Source organism: Pseudomonas sp. S3_A03 (assembly GCF_054668275.1).
In genome coordinates, this window is record NZ_CP162753.1 from 4,439,923 (window position 1) to 4,458,713 (window position 18,791).

At 60.9% G+C, this 18,791-nt stretch carries 12 protein-coding genes and 1 pseudogene; 6 read left to right on the forward strand and 7 right to left on the reverse strand.

Features of this window, described 5'->3' with window-relative positions:
* Positions 1 to 64: 64 nt before the first annotated feature.
* Positions 65 to 520, reverse strand: a complete 456-nt coding sequence (locus AB4O25_RS20330) for a tRNA (cytidine(34)-2'-O)-methyltransferase (protein WP_010563141.1) — start codon at positions 518 to 520, stop codon at positions 65 to 67.
* Here AB4O25_RS20330 and AB4O25_RS20335 point away from each other — a divergent pair.
* Positions 519 to 959, forward strand: coding sequence for a hypothetical protein (locus tag AB4O25_RS20335; RefSeq protein WP_068937236.1), 441 nt, complete (start codon positions 519 to 521; stop codon positions 957 to 959). The genes AB4O25_RS20330 and AB4O25_RS20335 overlap by 2 nt on opposite strands.
* A 335-nt stretch (positions 960 to 1,294) precedes the next feature.
* Here AB4O25_RS20335 and ntrC read toward each other — a convergent pair whose 3' ends face one another.
* From ntrC to glnA, 5 genes and pseudogenes are all read right to left on the reverse strand, one after another.
* The gene (ntrC, locus tag AB4O25_RS20340) at positions 1,295 to 2,731 is read right to left on the reverse strand and encodes a nitrogen regulation protein NR(I) (RefSeq protein ID WP_017529547.1); all 1,437 of its coding nucleotides are present in this window, start codon (positions 2,729 to 2,731) and stop codon (positions 1,295 to 1,297) included.
* Entirely contained in the window at positions 2,728 to 3,813 is a 1,086-nt protein-coding gene (glnL, locus tag AB4O25_RS20345; RefSeq protein ID WP_017529546.1) for a nitrogen regulation protein NR(II), read from the reverse strand. Before glnL ends, ntrC begins: the two co-directional genes overlap by 4 nt.
* A gap of 296 nt (positions 3,814 to 4,109) precedes the next feature.
* The gene (locus AB4O25_RS20350; RefSeq protein ID WP_065879512.1) at positions 4,110 to 4,535 is read right to left on the reverse strand and encodes a cupin domain-containing protein; all 426 of its coding nucleotides are present in this window, start codon (positions 4,533 to 4,535) and stop codon (positions 4,110 to 4,112) included.
* Between the two features lie 99 nt (positions 4,536 to 4,634).
* Positions 4,635 to 5,173: pseudogene (locus AB4O25_RS20355) on the reverse strand (chorismate mutase).
* 109 nt (positions 5,174 to 5,282) lie between these two features.
* Positions 5,283 to 6,689: a glutamate--ammonia ligase gene (glnA, locus tag AB4O25_RS20360; protein WP_017529544.1), complete on the reverse strand. Its 1,407-nt coding sequence runs from the start codon at positions 6,687 to 6,689 to the stop codon at positions 5,283 to 5,285.
* Between the two features lie 334 nt (positions 6,690 to 7,023).
* Here glnA and thiI point away from each other — a divergent pair, with 334 nt between their 5' ends.
* Both thiI and typA read left to right on the forward strand, forming a co-directional pair.
* Complete coding sequence (gene thiI, locus AB4O25_RS20365) at positions 7,024 to 8,478, forward strand: tRNA uracil 4-sulfurtransferase ThiI (RefSeq protein WP_460149929.1); 1,455 nt, start codon at positions 7,024 to 7,026, stop codon at positions 8,476 to 8,478.
* 139 nt (positions 8,479 to 8,617) lie between these two features.
* Positions 8,618 to 10,438, forward strand: coding sequence for a translational GTPase TypA (gene typA / locus AB4O25_RS20370; RefSeq protein WP_008028025.1), 1,821 nt, complete (start codon positions 8,618 to 8,620; stop codon positions 10,436 to 10,438).
* Between the two features lie 193 nt (positions 10,439 to 10,631).
* Here typA and AB4O25_RS20375 read toward each other — a convergent pair whose 3' ends face one another.
* Positions 10,632 to 11,066 carry a YkgJ family cysteine cluster protein gene (locus AB4O25_RS20375; protein ID WP_017529542.1) on the reverse strand — a complete coding sequence of 145 codons (435 nt, stop codon included), beginning with the start codon at positions 11,064 to 11,066 and terminating at the stop codon, positions 10,632 to 10,634.
* A gap of 226 nt (positions 11,067 to 11,292) precedes the next feature.
* On the opposite strand from AB4O25_RS20375, the gene AB4O25_RS20380 reads away from it, so the two are divergent.
* The 3 genes from AB4O25_RS20380 to AB4O25_RS20390 all read left to right on the forward strand — a co-directional run bounded on the left by AB4O25_RS20380 (position 11,293) and on the right by AB4O25_RS20390 (position 18,768).
* Positions 11,293 to 13,743, forward strand: a complete 2,451-nt coding sequence (locus AB4O25_RS20380) for a glycogen/starch/alpha-glucan phosphorylase (RefSeq protein WP_017529541.1) — start codon at positions 11,293 to 11,295, stop codon at positions 13,741 to 13,743.
* A gap of 157 nt (positions 13,744 to 13,900) precedes the next feature.
* Positions 13,901 to 17,416 carry a DUF2339 domain-containing protein gene (locus AB4O25_RS20385; protein ID WP_460149930.1) on the forward strand — a complete coding sequence of 1,172 codons (3,516 nt, stop codon included), beginning with the start codon at positions 13,901 to 13,903 and terminating at the stop codon, positions 17,414 to 17,416.
* A complete protein-coding gene (locus tag AB4O25_RS20390) occupies positions 17,416 to 18,768 on the forward strand; it encodes a DUF3999 domain-containing protein (protein WP_026067401.1) in 1,353 nt (450 codons plus the stop codon). Before AB4O25_RS20385 ends, AB4O25_RS20390 begins: the two co-directional genes overlap by 1 nt.
* Positions 18,769 to 18,791 lie beyond the last annotated feature (23 nt).

Sequence of the window (18,791 nt, forward strand, 5' to 3'; positions counted from 1 at the left end):
CACATCAGTGTCGACTGGCAACCCGTCATCGGGAGCAAGCCCCCTCCCACATTTGTTTTGCGTGTTATTTGAAACCGAGTTGGCGCCAGCCTTCGTACACGGCCACCGCCACGGTGTTGGACAGGTTCAGGCTGCGACAGCCTTCACGCATCGGCAAACGCAAGCGATGGCCGTCGGGCAGGGCGTCCAGTACCTCTGCCGGCAGGCCACGGCTTTCCGGGCCGAACAGGAAGGCATCGCCCTCGGCAAAACTGGCATCATGGAACGGCCGCGAACCCTTGGTAGTGAACGCGAACAAGCGCGGATGGCCCAGGCTTTCCAGGCAGCTGGCCAGGTCGGCGTGGCGCTGCAAGGTGGCGTACTCGTGGTAGTCCAGCCCGGCGCGGCGTAGGCGCTTGTCGTCCATGTCGAAGCCCAAAGGTTCGATCAAATGCAGGTGGCAGCCACTGTTGGCGCACAGCCTGATAACGTTGCCGGTATTCGGCGGAATTTCTGGTTGAAAAAGGATGACGTGAAACATGCACGGCTCCGAAGGCAAAGATGCGCTGCATTCTACCCCCGAAGAGGACCCCAGGCCGAAGCTATTGCCACGGGTCATGGGCTCATTGGCGATTGTCGGTTTGATGGTGGGCTTGATGATCGGCCGCCTGACTATCCCCGATCCGGTGCAATTGCAGCAGGTAGAGACAATAAGCGACGGCGTGGTGGTGTGGTTCAACAGTGAACCCAAGCTGCACGGCGAGCATGTCGACGGCACCGTGGCGCTGCTGTTTGACGCCCAGGGCAAGGTCGCCAGCGGGCAGCTCAAGGTCAATGAAAGGGACGTGAACTGGCGCATTCGCAAGACCGATGGCGGTTTGCTGCTGAACCTGGTGGCGGCTCGGCCGTTGCGCGGGGAGTGGAAAGGCGAGGAGGTCGATGACCGCTGGCGGCTGGAGATCCATCTCCAAGAGCAATAAAAGAGGGAGTTCCCGGCCTGCCTGTACCAGGGCTCCCAAAACGGGGTGAAGCCAGAGGCTTCGGTGTTAAAGAGGGGATTCTCGGCCTGCCTGTACCAAGGTCCCCGAAACTGGGTTGTACTGGGGTTATTGCAGGGGGCGTGCCAAAACTTGCATTTGCCGCTTGAGAAAATGCCAAAAAGCGCAAAGCCCCGGAATACGGGGCTTTGGTTGTTTCTACTGCTAAGGAATTTGTAGCGAAAGCGATAGGCGAGTTTTCTGGTCTGTGCTCAATGCCGGTTCATAGTGCATTGAAGCGGTGCACAAACCCGAGCGTTATGAAGATCCAAATGTGATCAGGCTTCATCACCCTCATCATCATCCCCACCATCAACCTTCATCCCCAATTCCTTGATCTTGCGCGTCAGGGTGTTACGCCCCCAACCCAGCAACACCGCAGCATCGCGACGACGCCCGGCGGTGTGCTTCAGCGCGGTCTCGATCATGATCCGCTCGAATGCCGGCACGGCGCTGTCCAGCAGGTTTGACTGGCCACGAGCCAGCGCCTGGTCAGCCCATTGACGCAGTGCCTGTTCCCAATTGGTCACCGGGGCCGAATCCTGCGGCAGGCTCAGCAGCTCCGGCGGCAGGTCGCTGATATGCACTTCGCGCCCGGACGCCATCACGGTGATCCAGCGGCAGGTGTTCTCCAGTTGGCGCACGTTGCCGGGCCATGGCAGGTTCTTGAGGTACTCCTCGGTCTCGCTCTTGAGCAACTTCGGCTCAACGGCCAGTTCCTGGGCGGCGCGGCTGAGGAAGTGGCGAGCGAGGGTCGGGATGTCTTCGCGGCGGTCCGACATCCGTGGGATGTGGATGCGGATCACGTTGAGGCGGTGAAACAAGTCCTCGCGGAACTTGCCCGCGTGCACCAGGGTTTCCAGGTTCTGGTGGGTGGCTGCGATGATGCGCACGTCGACCTTTACCGGAGTGTGCCCGCCGACGCGGTAAAACTCACCGTCTGCCAGTACCCGCAGCAAGCGGGTTTGGGTGTCGGCGGGCATGTCGCCGATTTCGTCGAGGAACAACGTGCCGCCGTCAGCCTGTTCAAAGCGCCCGCGACGCAGGTTGGCCGCACCGGTGAACGCGCCTTTCTCATGGCCGAACAGTTCGGACTCCATCAAGTCTTTCGGAATCGCCGCCATGTTCAGCGCGATAAACGGCGAGGCTGCCCGCGGGCTGTGGCGATGCAGGGCGTGGGCCACCAGCTCTTTACCGGTACCCGACTCGCCGTTGATCAGCACGGTGATGTTGGAGTGGCTCAAGCGCCCAATAGCGCGAAACACTTCCTGCATCGCCGGCGCTTCGCCGATGATTTCCGGGGTGCGGGTGAGGGTGGGTGGGGCTTCCTGGTTTTGTTGCTCCTGGGCGTGCTGGTTGGCGCGCTTGACCAGTGCGACGGCTTCGTCCACGTCGAATGGCTTGGGCAGGTATTCGAACGCGCCGCCCTGGTAGGACGCGACAGCGCTGTCCAGGTCCGAGTGCGCGGTCATGATGATCACCGGCAGGCGCGGGTGTTGCTCGCGAATCCGCGCCAACAGGTCCAGGCCACTGGCGCCGGGCATGCGGATGTCGGAGATGATCACGTCGGGCTGCTGGCGCGCCAGGCGGCTCATCACCCCGTCGGCGCTGTCGAAGCTCTGGGTGGTCATGCCTTCCTGTTGCAAGGCTTTCTCGAGGACCCAGCGGATAGAACGGTCGTCATCGACGATCCAGACAGTTTCACTACGGCTCATGTCGTGGGGGCTCCTTGTTCCAATGGCAGGAAGATCGAGAACGTGGTGTGGCCGGGGTGGCTCTCACATTCGATCAGGCCCTGGTGCTGGCTGATGATGTTCTGGGTGATGGCCAGGCCCAGCCCGGTACCGTCCGGGCGGCCGCTGACCATGGGAAAGAAAATGGTTTCCTGCAGTTCCGTGGGAATGCCCGGGCCGTTGTCGATGATCTCGACCTTGGTCACCAGGCGATGGCGCACATGGCCGATGGTGAACTGGCGCAAGGCGCGGGTGCGCAGGCTGATGCGGCCCAGGCGCAGCTCGTTCTGGCTGCTGATGGCTTGCATGGCGTTACGCACGATATTGAGCACCGCCTGGATCATCTGTTCGCGGTCGATCAGGACGTCGGGAATGCTTGGGTCGTAGTCGCGCACCAAGGTGATGCAGCCCTGGCTTTCGGCCTCGACCAATTGGCAGACGCGCTCCAGTACTTCATGCACGTTGGTCATCGCCAGCGACGGCAGTTTGTTCGAGCCGAGCATGCGGTCCACAAGGTTTCGCAGGCGGTCGGCCTCTTCGATGATGACGTTGGTGTAGTCCTTGAGATGCTCCTCCGGCAGCTCGCGGGCCAGCAGCTGCGCCGCGCCGCGAATGCCGCCCAGGGGGTTCTTGATCTCATGGGCCAGGCCGCGCACCAGCATCTTGCTGGTTTCCTGCTTGGACAGCTGCGCTTCTTCCTTGGTGATGCGCAGCAGTCGGTCGCGAGGGTGGACTTCAAGCAGCAGCAGGGTGGCGCCGTTGCTCAGGATCGGGGTCACGGCGTAGTCGACGGTCAGGGTCTGGCCGGTCAGGGCGGTGAGCATCGCCTCGCGCTTGGTGAACGGGTGTGCCTGCTCCACGGCCTGGCGCAACGAACTCAGGGCTTCGGCCGACTCGGTGAATAATTCGCTGATGAACTGCCCATGGCTGCGCTGGCCGCTGATGGCCAGGAGCATCTCTGCTGCCGGGTTCATGTACTCAAGGCGCAGGTCGTCATTGAGCAGGATGGTCGCGGTGGTCAGGTTGTCGAGTAGCAAACGGTGCAGTGCATCGCTGATGGTCATCGGGACCTCTTTTGGAGCAAGGCGCGGGCTTGAGGCACACGCTGATACAAGGAAAATGCAAAAACCAAACCAAGGCTCCGAAAAGAAGCGTTAATCCCCTGAAATAGGGGTTTAAGGCGCGAAAATGTGGCGTTCTGCCAGCTTGGCCGGGAAGTTTCGAACCAAAATGGGGTGAGTCAGTGGGAAGGGTGCAGGTCGTCGCACCAATATAGTGCGGTTTTGTGAGGTTTGTTCAGGAAGTGATGAGAGAGTGCTCTCGGCGGCTGTGCGAGAGCGATCTCAGTGGTGGGGCTTTATCAGTGTGGCTGGGAGAGTGGCATGCCCGCGCTGCCGGCGTAAAAGACCAGCAGTTCCACCGGTGTGCTTCCGGTTCTGCCGCGATGGACTGTGCCTACCATCTCGGCCAGGGTTTGCCCTTGTGTCAGGGTGAGGGCTTGCCCACCTTTACGGGCTTCAACGATCAACTCGCCCGAGAGGATATACGCTGCGTTCGGCATGGGGTGGCTGTGCCAGGGTAACTGCGTATTCGCGGGGATCTTGAGCCGCAACAGCGTGAGTTCCGGCGGTCCGGAGGGGTAGGCCTTGTAAGGTGTTCCGTCCCATGATGCGCTGCTCTGCAGCAGGGTTTCCTTTTCGATTTGCACGACGTTTTTCGGCTGGCTGCTGCAGCCTAGGGCAGACAAGCAGGCCGCTGTTGCGATCAAGCATTTGAGGGCTTCCATGGTTTGGTTTCATCCCGTTCGCTGAGAGGCCGGTCAGGCTACGATCGCTGTTCGGGGAGGGATGCCGGAAGGTGCCTAAAATAATGTGGGTGTCATCCGTTATTGGCCTGTGCGAATACACAGCTCGGCCGTGGCGCGGATCATCGCCAGTTGCCGCAGCGGGTCGTTCAGCGGCTCATGCACCGCTTCGGCCAGCCAGTGAGGGCACTGCGGGTCGCTACGTTGGGGGGTGAAGTCCGCCAGTTGTTGCAGCAGGCGTGTTTGCAATTGATCCAGCTGCGGGCGAATCTGCTTCACCAGGTCCGGGCGCGGATCGTCGGGTGCCTTGCCCTGGAACTGCCAATCGGACAGGTGGGTGTACTGCACCAGCTTGTTTGCCTCGATCTGGGCCGAGAAGAATTGCTCGGCGGCGGCGGGTGCCAGTTTGTAGCTCGGCGCCTGGGCGACAACGCTGGCGATCACTTCTTGTTCGCGCTTCTTATCTTCCACCGGTTTTTTGCTGTCCCATTTGCTCAGCGCCACCTGGTCGGCGATTTCCAGGCGTTCGGCGATGCTGTTGAGCAGCGGCTCAAGAGTGGGGGCGCAGCCAATGCACTGGCGCTGAAAAACACTAAAGCGAACGCAAGTCGACGTTTCAATGCTGATCTCCTTGTGGGAGGGAGGGGGGATTCGGGTTAATTCCCGGGCAAAAAAAGACCTCCCGAAGGAGGCCTTTTTCATCACGCTGCGTCAAGCAGCGCTACCGGATCAGCAGCTGTAGTACAGCTCGTATTCCAGTGGGTGTACGAAGGTGCGAACCTTGATTTCTTCTTCGCTTTTGAGCTCGATGTAGGCATCGATGAAGTCGTCGCTGAATACGCCGCCTTTGGTCAGGAACGCACGGCCCTTGTCCAGCTCTTCCAGGGCTTCTTTCAGGCTGCCGCACACTTGTGGGATCTCTTTGGCCTCTTCAGGCGGCAGGTCGTACAAGTTTTTGTCGGCGGCATCGCCTGGGTGGATCTTGTTCTGGATGCCGTCCAGACCAGCCATGACCAGCGCAGCGAAGGCCAGGTATGGGTTGGCTGCCGGATCCGGGAAGCGCGCTTCGATACGGCGAGCGCGTGGGCTGGACACGTAAGGAATACGGATCGAGGCGGAACGGTTGCGAGCCGAGTAGGCCAGCATCACCGGTGCTTCGAAACCTGGGACCAGACGCTTGTAGGAGTTGGTCGACGGGTTGGTGAAGCCGTTCAGGGCCTTACCGTGCTTGATGATACCGCCGATGAAGTACAGGGCGGTGTCGGACAGGCCGGCATAACCTTCGCCGGCGAAGGTGTTCTTGCCTTCTTTGGCGATGGACAGGTGAACGTGCATACCCGAACCGTTATCGCCGTACAGTGGCTTAGGCATGAAGGTAGCGGTACGGCCGTAGGCATCAGCTACGTTGTGTACGCAGTACTTCAGGGTCTGGACTTCGTCAGCCTTGGCTACCAGGGTGTTGAACTTCACACCGATTTCGTTCTGGCCGGCAGTCGCCACTTCGTGGTGGTGAACTTCGATGACCAGGCCCATTTCTTCCATGGCGTTGCACATGGAGGTACGGATTTCGTGGTCGTGGTCGAACGGCGGAACCGGGAAGTAGCCACCTTTGACGCCTGGACGGTGGCCTTTGTTGCCGCCTTCCACGTCCTGGTCGGACATCCACGAGCCTTGCTCGGAGAAGATTTTGAACATGGAACCGGAGATGTCGGACTTGAACTTGACCGAATCAAAGATGAAGAACTCTGGTTCCGGGCCTACGAATACGGTGTCGCCGATACCGGTCGACTTCAGGTATTCCTCGGCGCGCTTGGCGATCGCACGTGGGTCGCGATCGTAGCCTTGCATGGTCGAAGGCTCGATCACGTCGCAGACGATGATCAGGGTTGGGTCTTCGGTGAACGGGTCAAGGACGGCAGTGCTGTCGTCCGGCATCAGGATCATGTCGGAGGCTTCGATGCCTTTCCAGCCGGCAATGGAGGAACCGTCGAACATTTTGCCTTCTTCGAAGAAAGCATCATCCAGCGCGTCGCGAGCCGGCATGGTCACGTGGTGCTGAGTGCCTTTGGTGTCCGTGAAGCGCAGATCAATCCATTTAACGTCATGATCTTTGATGAGTTGAACCGACTTCGACATAGTGTCCTCCGGGTGGCTTCGGGCTGGGGTAGTGGAGTTAGCCCTTAGAATGTGGGTGATGCCGGCGCGGATAGTCCGCCATGGCAACCTGCCTCACAAGAGAGCAAATTGCATGCCAGTGCGCCAACATGGGTTTTTTGCGCCAAAAGCGACCCTATAAAGGTGCGCAGCGACAAAAGCCCGGAAATAGCGCACTGCAATGTGGCGCATGCGCATGCAAATGCACCGCTTTAGTGCGTTGCGGTGTGAGTGCATATTAACTGGTTAAACCTTGAGCGATTTCCGCTATAATCCGCGCCCCCCTTTTTCAGCAGGCCCGGCGCGCGCTGTTTCCATGAAATTAATCGTTAAAGTCTTCCCCGAAATCACCATCAAGAGCCGACCGGTACGGATGCGTTTTATCCGTCAATTGGCCAAGAACATCCGTGCCGTGCTCCGAGATCTGGACCCGGCTGTGGTGGTGAATGGCGTGTGGGACAACCTCGAGCTGGAAACCCGCCTGACCGACGCCAAAGCCTTGAAGGATATGACCGAGCGCCTGAGCTGCATGCCGGGCATTGCGCATTTCCTGCAAGTGGATGAGTACCCGCTGGGTGACTTCGACGACATCACCGAAAAATGCAAACTGCATTTTGGCGACAACCTTGAAGGCAAGATTTTTTCGGTGCGCTGCAAGCGTGCCGGCAAGCACCCGTTCAGCTCCATGGACGTGGAGAAATACGTCGGCAGCAAGCTGCGTCGCGAGTGCGGCGCCGCTGGAATTTCCCTGAAAGCGCCGCAAATTGAAGTGCGCATGGAAATTCGCGACCAACGGTTGTTTGTGATCCACAGCCAGCACAACAGCATCGGCGGCTACCCGCTCGGCGCCCTGGAACAGACCCTGGTGCTGATGTCCGGCGGTTTCGATTCCACGGTGGCGGCCTACCAGATCATGCGCCGCGGCCTGATGAGCCACTTCTGCTTCTTCAACCTGGGTGGGCGCGCACACGAATTGGGCGTGATGGAAGTTGCGCACTTTATCTGGAAGAAGTACGGCAGCTCCCAACGCGTGCTATTTGTGAGCGTACCGTTCGAGGAAGTGCTGGGCGAAATTCTCGGCAAAGTCGATAACAGTCATATGGGCGTGGTATTGAAGCGTATGATGTTGCGCGCGGCCTCCCGTATCGCCGATCAATTGCAGATCGACGCGCTGGTGACCGGCGAAGCGATTTCCCAGGTTTCCAGCCAGACGCTGCCGAACCTGTCGCTGATCGACTGCGTGACCGAGAAGCTGGTGCTGCGCCCGCTGATCGCCAGCCACAAGCAGGACATCATCGATTTGGCGGAAGAAATCGGCACCGCCGACTTCGCCAAGCATATGCCTGAGTACTGCGGGGTCATCTCGGTGAACCCCAAGACCCACGCCAAGCGCAACCGCGTGGAGTACGAAGAACAACAGTTTGATATGGCGATTCTGGAGCGTGCGCTCGAGAACGCCAAGCTGGTACCGATCGATCGTGTTATCGACGAGTTGGGCCAGGATGTGCAGATCGAAGAAGTCAGCGAAGCCCTGGCCGGCCAGATCGTCATCGACATCCGTCACCCGGATGCCGCGGAAGATGAGCCGCTGGAAATCGCCGGCATCGACGTACAAACGCTGCCGTTCTATGCACTGAACGCGCGTTTCAAGGAACTGGATGACAGCCGTCAGTACCTGCTGTATTGCGACAAAGGCGTGATGAGTCGCCTGCATGCCCACCATTTGCTCAGTGAGGGGCATGCCAATGTGCGCGTTTATCGACCGAGCTAAGAGCCCGGGGCTGTTTGCCTGTGGCCTGCGTCACCGGCCCCCCGACTCTGCCGTCAAGCTGTAACGGCAAGGCCTGACTCTACTGTAAATCGCTGCCACGACCTGTCAGCACACCGAATCCTCTGATCGAGATACACAAGTGATCGAAAATCTACGTAACATCGCCATCATTGCTCACGTTGACCATGGTAAAACCACCCTGGTAGACAAACTCCTGCGTCAATCCGGCACCCTGGAGCGCAACGAGCTCAACGACGAGCGCGTGATGGACTCCAACGACCAGGAAAAAGAGCGCGGTATTACCATCCTGGCAAAAAACACCGCTATCAACTGGAACGGCTACCACATCAACATCGTGGATACCCCGGGCCACGCCGACTTCGGCGGCGAAGTAGAACGCGTAATGTCGATGGTCGACTCCGTTCTGCTGCTGGTTGACGCTCAAGACGGCCCTATGCCGCAAACCCGTTTTGTGACCAAGAAGGCTTTCGAAGCCGGCCTGCGTCCGATCGTGTGCATCAACAAGGTTGACCGTCCAGGCGCGCGTCCGGACTGGGTTCTGGACCAGATCTTCGACCTGTTCGACAACCTGGGCGCCACCGAAGAGCAGCTGGACTTCAAAGTCGTCTACGCCTCGGCCCTGAACGGCATTGCTGGTCTTGACCACACCGACATGGCTGAAGACATGACCCCGCTGTACCAGTCGATCGTCGACAACGTACCTGCGCCGAAAGTTGACCGTGAAGGTCCGTTCCAGATGCAGATCTCGGCACTGGACTACAACAGCTTCCTGGGTGTTATCGGCGTTGGCCGTATCGCTCGCGGCAGCGTCAAGCCGAACACCCCGGTTGTGGCTATCGGCGCCGACGGCAAGAAGCGTAACGGTCGTATCCTGAAGCTGATGGGTCACCACGGCCTGCACCGCATCGACGTCGAAGAAGCCTTCGCCGGCGACATCGTGTGCGTCAGCGGTATGGACTCGCTGTTCATCTCCGACACCCTGTGCCAGCCGGACAACGTCGAGGCGATGAAGCCTCTGACCGTTGACGAGCCAACCGTTTCCATGACCTTCCAGGTAAACGACTCGCCGTTCTGCGGTAAAGAAGGCAAGTTCGTGACCTCCCGTAACATCAAGGAGCGTCTGGACAAAGAGCTGCTGTACAACGTTGCACTGCGCGTTGAAGAAGGCGACTCGGCTGACAAGTTCAAGGTTTCCGGCCGTGGTGAGCTGCACCTCTCGGTACTGATCGAAACCATGCGTCGCGAAGGCTTCGAAATGGGCGTTGGTCGTCCTGAAGTGATCATCCGTCAGGTTGACGGCGTGAAGCAGGAACCGTTCGAAAACGTGACCATCGACACCCCTGAAGAATCCCAGGGCAAGGTCATGGAAGAGATGGGCCTGCGTAAGGGCGACCTGACCAACATGGTGCCGGATGGCAAGGGCCGTGTACGTCTGGAATACAACATCCCTGCTCGCGGTCTGATCGGTTTCCGTAACCAGTTCCTGACCCTGACCAACGGCGCCGGCATCCTGACCTCGATCTTCGATCGCTACGACACCATGAAGTCCGGCGACATGTCCGGCCGTCAGAACGGTGTTCTGGTATCGGTAGAAACCGGCAAGGCACTGACCTACTCCCTGGAAACCCTCCAGGCGCGTGGCAAGCTGTTCGTTGAACACGGTCAAGAGATCTACAACGGTCAGATCGTTGGTCTGAACAGCCGTGACAACGACATGGGCGTCAACCCAACCAAAGGCAAGAAGCTCGACAACATGCGTGCTTCGGGTAAAGACGAAACCATCGCCCTGGTCCCACCTGTTCGCTTCACCCTGGAACAGGCCCTGGAATTCATCCAGGACGACGAGCTGTGCGAAGTTACGCCTAAGTCGATCCGTCTGCGTAAGAAGATCCTGGACGAAGGCGAGCGTACCCGCGCTGCCAAGAAAGCCAAGAACTGAGTTAACTCAGGCTGAATGAAAAACGCCCCCGGTCGAAAGGCCGGGGGCGTTTTTTTGTGCCTGCAGAATTTGGGGTGCCTGTACTGGCCCTATCGGGAGCAAGCCCCCTCCCACTTTTTGATTTGTGAACATAGTCAAAGGTGGGAGGGGGCTTGCCCACGATGAGGCCCTTGAAAGCCCCAAAAAACCTGGATCAGAACTTGTCGAGGGTCTTGAACTTGGTCTCGCGCACCACTTCCTTGGGCTTGTACGCACAGTACCCCGGCCGCGGCCCGATCTTCGGGTGGTTGCGGCAAGTGTCCGGGCGCTTGTCATAAATGGTGCAAAAGCGCGTCTTACGATCCAGGTACAGGCAATCGTTGTTGCTCATGCGCTGCAGGGTAAAAATTTCCGACTTGGAATTGAAGCGCTCGACAATGCCTTCCTTCTGCAAGCGCTTGGCGATGTTCTTCGGCGGATCGCCGCGCTCGAATTCATCGACGATGCCAATGCGGATCAGGTCCTTGATCTTCACTTCGACCGGCAGCGTGCAGCAGCTGGACACACAACCGCCACACATGTGCGCGGAATATTTTTGCCAGGTCTCAAGACGGTCGAGTTCCGCGGCTGCGATCAGTTGGGGCTTCATCAGGGTTCCAGGGTGAGGCGATATCAGGGCGCGCGATCATACCGGGATTGGTGGTTTTTTGAACAATCTTTTCAAGATTTCATCTGTGGCCATGATTGGGCACGGCCCCTGCATCTAATTCACGCAACGATGAATGAGTTAAAAAACTGACGAACCAGAGCGTCTGCCATCTGTCAGACCGTCTAGGCTCTAGCAACTCCTTCTATCTCGCCCGAGGTCGCATTTGATGTCTCAGGAACCACTTGCACGAGAAGCAGAGGTAGCCGCATTTCGCGATGCCGTCTTGACCAAACTCACCTACGCGGTGGGCAAGGACCCGGATCACGCCTTCGACCATGACTGGTTCGAAGCCATTGCCCTGGCCGCCCGCGACCAGATGGTCGACCACTGGATGGACCATACCCGGCGGATTTACCGCAAAGGTCAGAAGCGGGTCTATTACCTGTCCCTGGAATTCCTGATCGGCCGCTTGCTCTACGACAGCCTGAGTAATCTGGGGGTGTTGGAGATCGCTCGCGATGCGCTGGCGGAGCTGGGCGTCGACCTGGAACGCATCCGCCTGCTGGAGCCCGACGCGGCGCTGGGCAACGGTGGTCTGGGCCGCCTGGCGGCGTGCTTTATGGAAAGCATGTCGACCCTGGGCATTGCTGGCCACGGCTATGGCATTCGGTATGAACATGGCTTGTTCCGCCAGGCGATTGTCGATGGCTGGCAACAGGAGCAAACCGAACGCTGGCTGGATTTCGGCAACCCGTGGGAATTCGAGCGCGCCGAGGTGATTTACCCGATCGGCTTTGGCGGCAGCGTCGAAACCGTGGCGGACGCCTCCGGCAAGATGATCCAGGTGTGGTCGCCCAACGAAACCGTACGTGCCGTGGCCTACGACACCCCGGTGGTCGGCTGGCGTGGCGCCAGCGTCAACACCCTGCGCCTGTGGCGGGCACGGGCGGTGGAAGACTTGCACCTGGAGCGCTTCAACGCCGGTGACCACCTGGGCGCCGTGGCGGAAGTGGCCCGCGCCGAAAGCATCTCCCGCGTGCTTTACCCGGCCGACAGCACCGAAGCGGGGCAGGAACTGCGCCTGCGCCAGGAATATTTCTTCGTTTCCGCCTCCCTGCAAGACCTGCTGCGCCGTCACAAGAACATGCATGGCTCGGTGCTCAGCCTGGGCGAACACGCAGCAATCCAACTCAACGACACCCACCCGTCCATCGCCGTGGCCGAGTTGATGCGGCAACTGGTCGACCTGCATGACATTCCCTGGGAAGCCGCGTGGGACGTCACCGTCGAAACGCTTTCCTACACCAACCACACGCTGCTACCCGAAGCATTGGAAACCTGGCCGGTAGGCTTGATGGAGCGCATGCTGCCCCGGCATATGCAGATCATTTACCTGATCAACGCCCAGCACATTGACTCGCTGCGGGCCAAGGGCATTCACGACTTCGACGTCCTGCGCGCCGTATCGCTGATCGAAGAGGACAACGGCCGCCGCGTGCGCATGGGTAACCTGGCGTTCCTCGGCTCCCACAGCGTTAACGGTGTATCCGGCCTGCACACCCAATTGATGCGCAGCACGGTGTTTTCAGAACTGCACAAACTCTACCCGGAGCGCATCAACAACAAAACCAACGGCATCACCTTCCGCCGCTGGCTGTACCAGGCCAACCCCAAACTCACCGCCATGCTGGTGGATGCCCTGGGGCCGGATATCCTCGACAACATCGAAACCCGGCTGGGCGAGCTGGAAACCTTTGCCGAGAAGCAGGCGTTCCGCAAGGCCTTCGCTGACCAGCGCCTGCACAGTAAGCGTGCATTGGCCGATATCATCCATGAGCGCCTGGGCATTTCGGTGAACCCGGCAGCGATGTTCGATGTGCAGGTCAAACGGATCCACGAATACAAGCGTCAACTGCTCAACCTGCTGCACACCGTGGCGCTGTACCAGGCGATCCGTGCCGAGCCGGGCACCGACTGGGTGCCACGGGTGAAGATCTTCGCGGGCAAGGCGGCGGCCAGTTATCACCAGGCCAAGCTGATCATCAAGCTGACCAACGACATCGCCCGCACCGTCAACAACGACCCGACCGTGCGCGGCTTGCTCAAAGTGGTGTTCCTGCCCAACTACAACGTGAGCCTCGCGGAAAGCATCATTCCGGCGGCGGACTTGTCGGAGCAGATATCCACGGCCGGTTTCGAGGCGTCGGGCACCAGCAACATGAAATTCGGCCTCAACGGCGCGCTGACCATCGGCACCATGGACGGTGCCAACGTGGAGATGCACGAGCGCGTGGGCGCCGAGCACATGTTTATCTTCGGCCTCAGTGCCCAGCAGGTCGAGGCGCGCAAGCATGCCGGCGAATTCAATGCCGGGCCGGACATCGCCGCCTCGCATCGCCTCAACGATGTGCTGCAAGCGATCCGTGGCGGGGTGTTTTCGCCGGATGATCCGGGCCGCTACGTGGGCTTGATCGACGGGCTGATCGACTATGACCGCTTCCTGGTCTGCGCCGACTTCGACTCCTACTGGGACGCCCAGGCCAAGGTCGAAGCGCATTGGCACGATTCCAAGGCGTGGTGGCGTTCGGCGGTGCTCAATACGGCGCGGATGGGCTGGTTCTCTTCGGACCGCACGATCCGCGAATACGCTACCGAGATCTGGAAAGCGCTCGACTAAACCGCGCAGATCCAAATGTGGGAGGGGGCTTGCTCCCGATAGCGGAGTGTCAGTTTGCAGATATGTGGACTGGTACCCTGCTATCGGGAGCAAGCCCCCTCCCACATTGGGTTCACGTCGATATACTGAGCGCCGGTTTGCTTAGGGAATATCGACCATGCAATGGATTTTCATGCTGATTGGCCTGGTGCTCGGCTGGACGCTCGATGAGTCGTTCTATGATGCAGGCATCGGTGCGCTGCTGGGGTTGGGCATCGGCCAGGCGATTCGCCTGTCGAAGCTGGCGACCCAGGCGCAGCAGCAGGCACGTCAGTTGGAAACCACGCAAAAGGCGCTGATCGCCCTGGGTGAACGCCTGCGGCAACTCGAAGTGCCCACGCCGTCGAGCACCGTCATTTTTGAAGCGCCTGCTCCTGAACCGACACCTGTCGCCAAGGCACCCGAGCTGGTGTGGGAACTGCCTGCCGAATTGGCGCCTGCCGCCAGGGTCGCCGAACCGAGCCAACCGTTGCCGGATGATGTCTGGGCGCCTGCGCCGACGCCACGTCCACCTCAAGAACCGGTCGCGCCGCGCGGCCCCAACCTGATCGAGCGCGCCATTGGCGGCGCGCGCAATTGGCTGTTTGGGGGCAACACCGTGCTGCGGGTCGGGGTGGTGCTGTTGTTCCTCGGCCTGGCGTTCCTGTTGCGCTATGCCACTGAAGGCATGGTGGTGCCGATCGAACTGCGTTACGCCGGCGTGGCCGCTGCCGCACTCGGCCTGTTGGGCCTGGGCTGGTGGTTGCGGCTGCGTAACAGCAACTACGGCTTGATGCTGCAAGGCACCGGTATCGCGGTGTTGTACCTCACAGTATTTGCGGCGATGCGCCTGCACCCGCTGATTGATCCTGGTGCGGCCCTGGGCATGCTGGTGGCGGTCACGGTGTTCTCGGCGATCCTGGCGATCACCCAGGACGCGCTGGGGTTGGCCTGCGCGGCGGCGCTCGGGGGTTTTGCGGCACCGATTCTCACATCCACCGGCGCCGGTAACCATGTGGCGCTGTTCAGCTATTTCGCCCTGCTCAATACCGGCATCCTCGCTATTGCCTGGTTCAAGGCCTGGCGCTTGCTCAACCTGATCGGCTTTGTCGGCACCTTCGGCATCGGCTTCGCCTGGGGCATGCGTTCCTACACGCCGGAACTGCTGTGGAGCACCGAGCCGTTCCTGATGCTGTTTTTCCTGATGTACCTGGCCATCGGCCTGTTGTTCGCCCGGCGCAAGTTGCAGGAAATGGGCGAGGCGCCAGAGGGGCGTGAGGCGTTGCTGCGCTGGTCGGCGGCCAAAGGCGATTATGTCGACGGCAGCATGCTGTTCGGCCCGCCACTGGTGGGCTTTGGTTTGCAGTTCGCGTTGGTACAACACCTGGAGTTCGCCGCAGCGTTCAGCGCACTCGGCCTGGGCATTATCTATATGGGCCTGGCGCGTGTGTTGAGCGGTGGGCGGGCCTTGCTACTGGCCGAAACCTGCCTGGCGTTGGGTGTGATCTTTGCCAGCCTGGCGATTCCGCTGGGTCTCGATGCGCGCTGGACCGCTGCGGCCTGGGCGGTGGAAGGCGCGGGGATCTTCTGGCTGGGGCTGCGTCAGCAACGACCGTTGGCGCGGGCCTTTGGGTTGCTGCTGCAACTGGGCTCGGCGCTGGCGTTCCTCAGCGAACTGCGTATCGGCGAGCACACCTTGCTCGACGGCGCGCCGCTGGGTGCGTTGCTGCTGGGCGCGGCGTTGTTGTTCAGCTTCCTTCAGTTGCGCCAGGCGCCGAGCGAGCAGGCGGCGGCCTGGGAGCGCCGTGGCCTGCCGGTACTGGCGAGCCTGGGCCTGGGCTTTTTGTACCTGCTGGCGCCGTTGCTGCTGCTGACCCAAGGCACCGCTGTCAGCTGGGCCATCGCCGGCTTGGTGACGCTGCTTGTTGGCCTGCGCATTGGCTCGCGCACCTTCCTGTTTACCGCGTTCGCCGTGCAGTTGCTGGGTGGCGCGTTGTTTCTGCTGCGATTGCAGGGCGGTGAGGGCGAGGCGGTGTTCAATGCCGGTTGGAGTGGTTTGCTCACCGCCTCGCTGATCGGCCTGGCTTTGATCGGCGGCATGCTGCTGGCGGCGCGCGACGACATGGTGCGCAGTGATGTGCGTCTGTTGCGTGGCCTTTCGGTGGTGTTGCTGGCCGGCCTGGTGTTGATCAACCTCGCCGTGCTGTTCGTGCTGCCGTGGGAAAGCGCCAGTGGCGTCTGGGCGGCCAGTGGTTTGTTGATCATCTGGCTGAGCCTGTACCTGCAACAGCGCGTGAGTTTTGTATTTGGTTTGCTGCTGCAACTGATCGGTGGTGGCTCCTTCCTGCTGGCGGTGCCGGACTTGCTGGGGCCGTTGACGAGCGAAGGTCTGCGCCCCTTGGCTCACAGCGGCTTCTGGACGCCGATGGTACTCGGCCTGGCCGCTCTGATCGGTGCCTGGCGCTTGCAGCGCGAACCACATGCGCCGGTGTTTGCTCAGTTGCAACTGCAACGCCTATCCGATGTGTTGCTGGTGTGGGGCGCGGCCTGGTGGACGATGGCGCTGACCGGCGAAGTGCTGCGTTTTGTTCCCGACGAGTTGCAGGGCGCCTTCCTGCTCGGGATCGCGGCCGTCAGCGTGGCGATCTGGACGCTGCTGGCGACACGCCTGCGCTGGGTGTCGCTGGGTAGGCTCTGCACCCTGTTGATGCCGGCGGCGGGCATTGTGCTGCTGGCCTCGGCGCACACCTATTACCACCCGGCGGCGCAGTACGGTTGGTTGGCGTGGCTGGCGGTGTTTGTGGTGCATTTTGTCTCGCTGCGGCGCTTGGCGGCGGTGGCGCCGGGCAGGGCGCTGAGCATCGCCCATGTATTGGGCTGCTGGATGCTGATCGGCATGCTGGCGCTGGAATTGCGCTACGGCTTGCTGCGCTTTTCCGCCGAATACAACGCCTGGCGCTGGTTGGGCTGGGCGATCCTGCCAAGCCTCTACCTGGTGCTGGCCGCCGCGCCGCGCAACTGGCCGTGGCCGGTGTCGGCGTATCCACGGGAATATCGCGTGCTTGCGGCACTGCCGTTGGCCGTGTTGATGCTCGGTTGGTTCTGGCTGGCGAACAGCTTCAGCGACGGCACGGCCAACCCGTTGCCCTATGTGCCATTGCTTAACCCGCTGGACCTGGGCCTGTTGTTCGCCTTGCTGGGGGTGTACGTGTGGTCGCGCAGTGTGGCGCCGCAACGCGGACCACGGGCCGAGTTGCTCGCCCAGGGCGTTGCGGGGCTTTCACTGTTTGCGTTCTTCACCGCGCTGGTGATGCGCACCGCCCACCATTGGGGCGCCGTCCCCTTCCAGTTGGACGCGTTGCTCGAATCGATGTTGGTGCAGGCCGGCCTGTCGATTGTCTGGACCCTGATCGCCCTCGGCCTGATGATCGGTGGCCACCTGCGTCATCGGCGCGAGGTGTGGCTGATCGGCGCGGCGTTGATTGCCGTGGTGGTGGCCAAGTTGTTTTTTGTCGAGCTGAGCAACCGTGGCGGCTTGGCGCGAATCGTGTCGTTTATCGGCGTGGGCGGGCTGTTGCTGGTGGTGGGCTACTTCGCGCCGCTGCCGCCCAAGCGTGTCGAACCTGTGCTGCAAACTCAAGGAGCATCCTCTTGATCGGTAAGTTGAGCGTCGCCGTGGTCGGCATGAGTGCGGTGTTGTCGGCCTGGGCCCAGGAAGCCCCGACGGATTTCGCCAGCCAGGTGCCGTTGAGCGTCAGCGGTAACGGCCCATGGTATCGCCTCGAACTGCCGTTGGCCGTGCAATTGAATGCGCGTCAGGCGGACCTCAGTGATGTGCGCGTATTCAACGCCGCCGGTGAGCCCCAGGCGTATGCGCTGTCGCGACAGGCCTCCCAGCGCACGGAAAGCCGCCACGTCGTCGACGTGAAGTGGTTCCCGCTTTACGCTGCCGACACCCGCCAAACCCTGCCCGGCGTGGTGATGAAAACCACCCCTGAGGGCACGCTGGTGGAAATCAAACCATCCGCCGCCACTAAACCCGGCAAACAGGTGCTGCGCGGCTGGGTGCTTGACGCCAGCGCGATCAAGGCGCCGTTGCAGCAACTGAGCCTGGACTGGAGCCGCGAGCAAGACGGTTTCCAGCGTTTCAGCATTGAAGCCAGTGATGACCTGCAGCACTGGGAATCCTGGGGCGATGGGCAAGTGGCGCGCTTGTCGTTCGCCGACGAACGGGTCGAGCAACATGACGTCAGCCTGCCGGGGCAATCGGCGCGTTACCTGCGCCTGGTGTGGCAAGGTCAGGCGGCGCCGCTGCTGACCTCGGCCAAACTGGCAAGTGCTACCAGCAGCAACTTGCCGCTGCCGCTGGTGTGGTCGCAGCCTTTGGCCGGTACGCGACTCAAGGCCGGCGAATACAGTTGGCAACTGCCCACGGGGCTGAGTGTGGAACGCTTGCGTATTGAGCTGAAGCAGCCCAACACGCTCGCGCCGGTGATGTTGGCGGGGCGAAGTGATGCCAGGCAAGCGTGGCAGCCCTTGAGCAATGGTTTGCTGTACCGCCTGGCCCAGAACGGCCAGGACGTGGTGCAGGATGAATTGCAGTTACCGGGCCAGGTGGTCAACCAGCTCAAGCTGCAGGTGGACGAGCGCGGCGGTGGCCTGGGCACTGAAGCACCGGCGCTGCGTTTTGCCGTGCGCACCACCCAACTGGTGTTCCTGGCGCGAGGGGAACCACCGTTCAGCCTGGCGCTGGGCAATGCTTCGGTGAAGGCCGCGAACCTGCCGCTGTCGACCCTTATCCCGGACTACAGCTTCGAGCGTCTCAAGGCGCTGGGGCAAGCCAAAATAGCCGGGGAGGTTGCGGTTGCGCCGCCTGCGGTTACGGCGGCTGTGGAGAGTGGGCCGAACTGGAAAAAGCTCGGGCTCTGGGCCGTATTATTGCTCGGCGTGGCCGCGCTGGGCGCCATGGCCTACAGTTTGCTGCGCAAGCCGCCGGTGGCACGTTAAATAAAGTCCATGAACTCTATTGG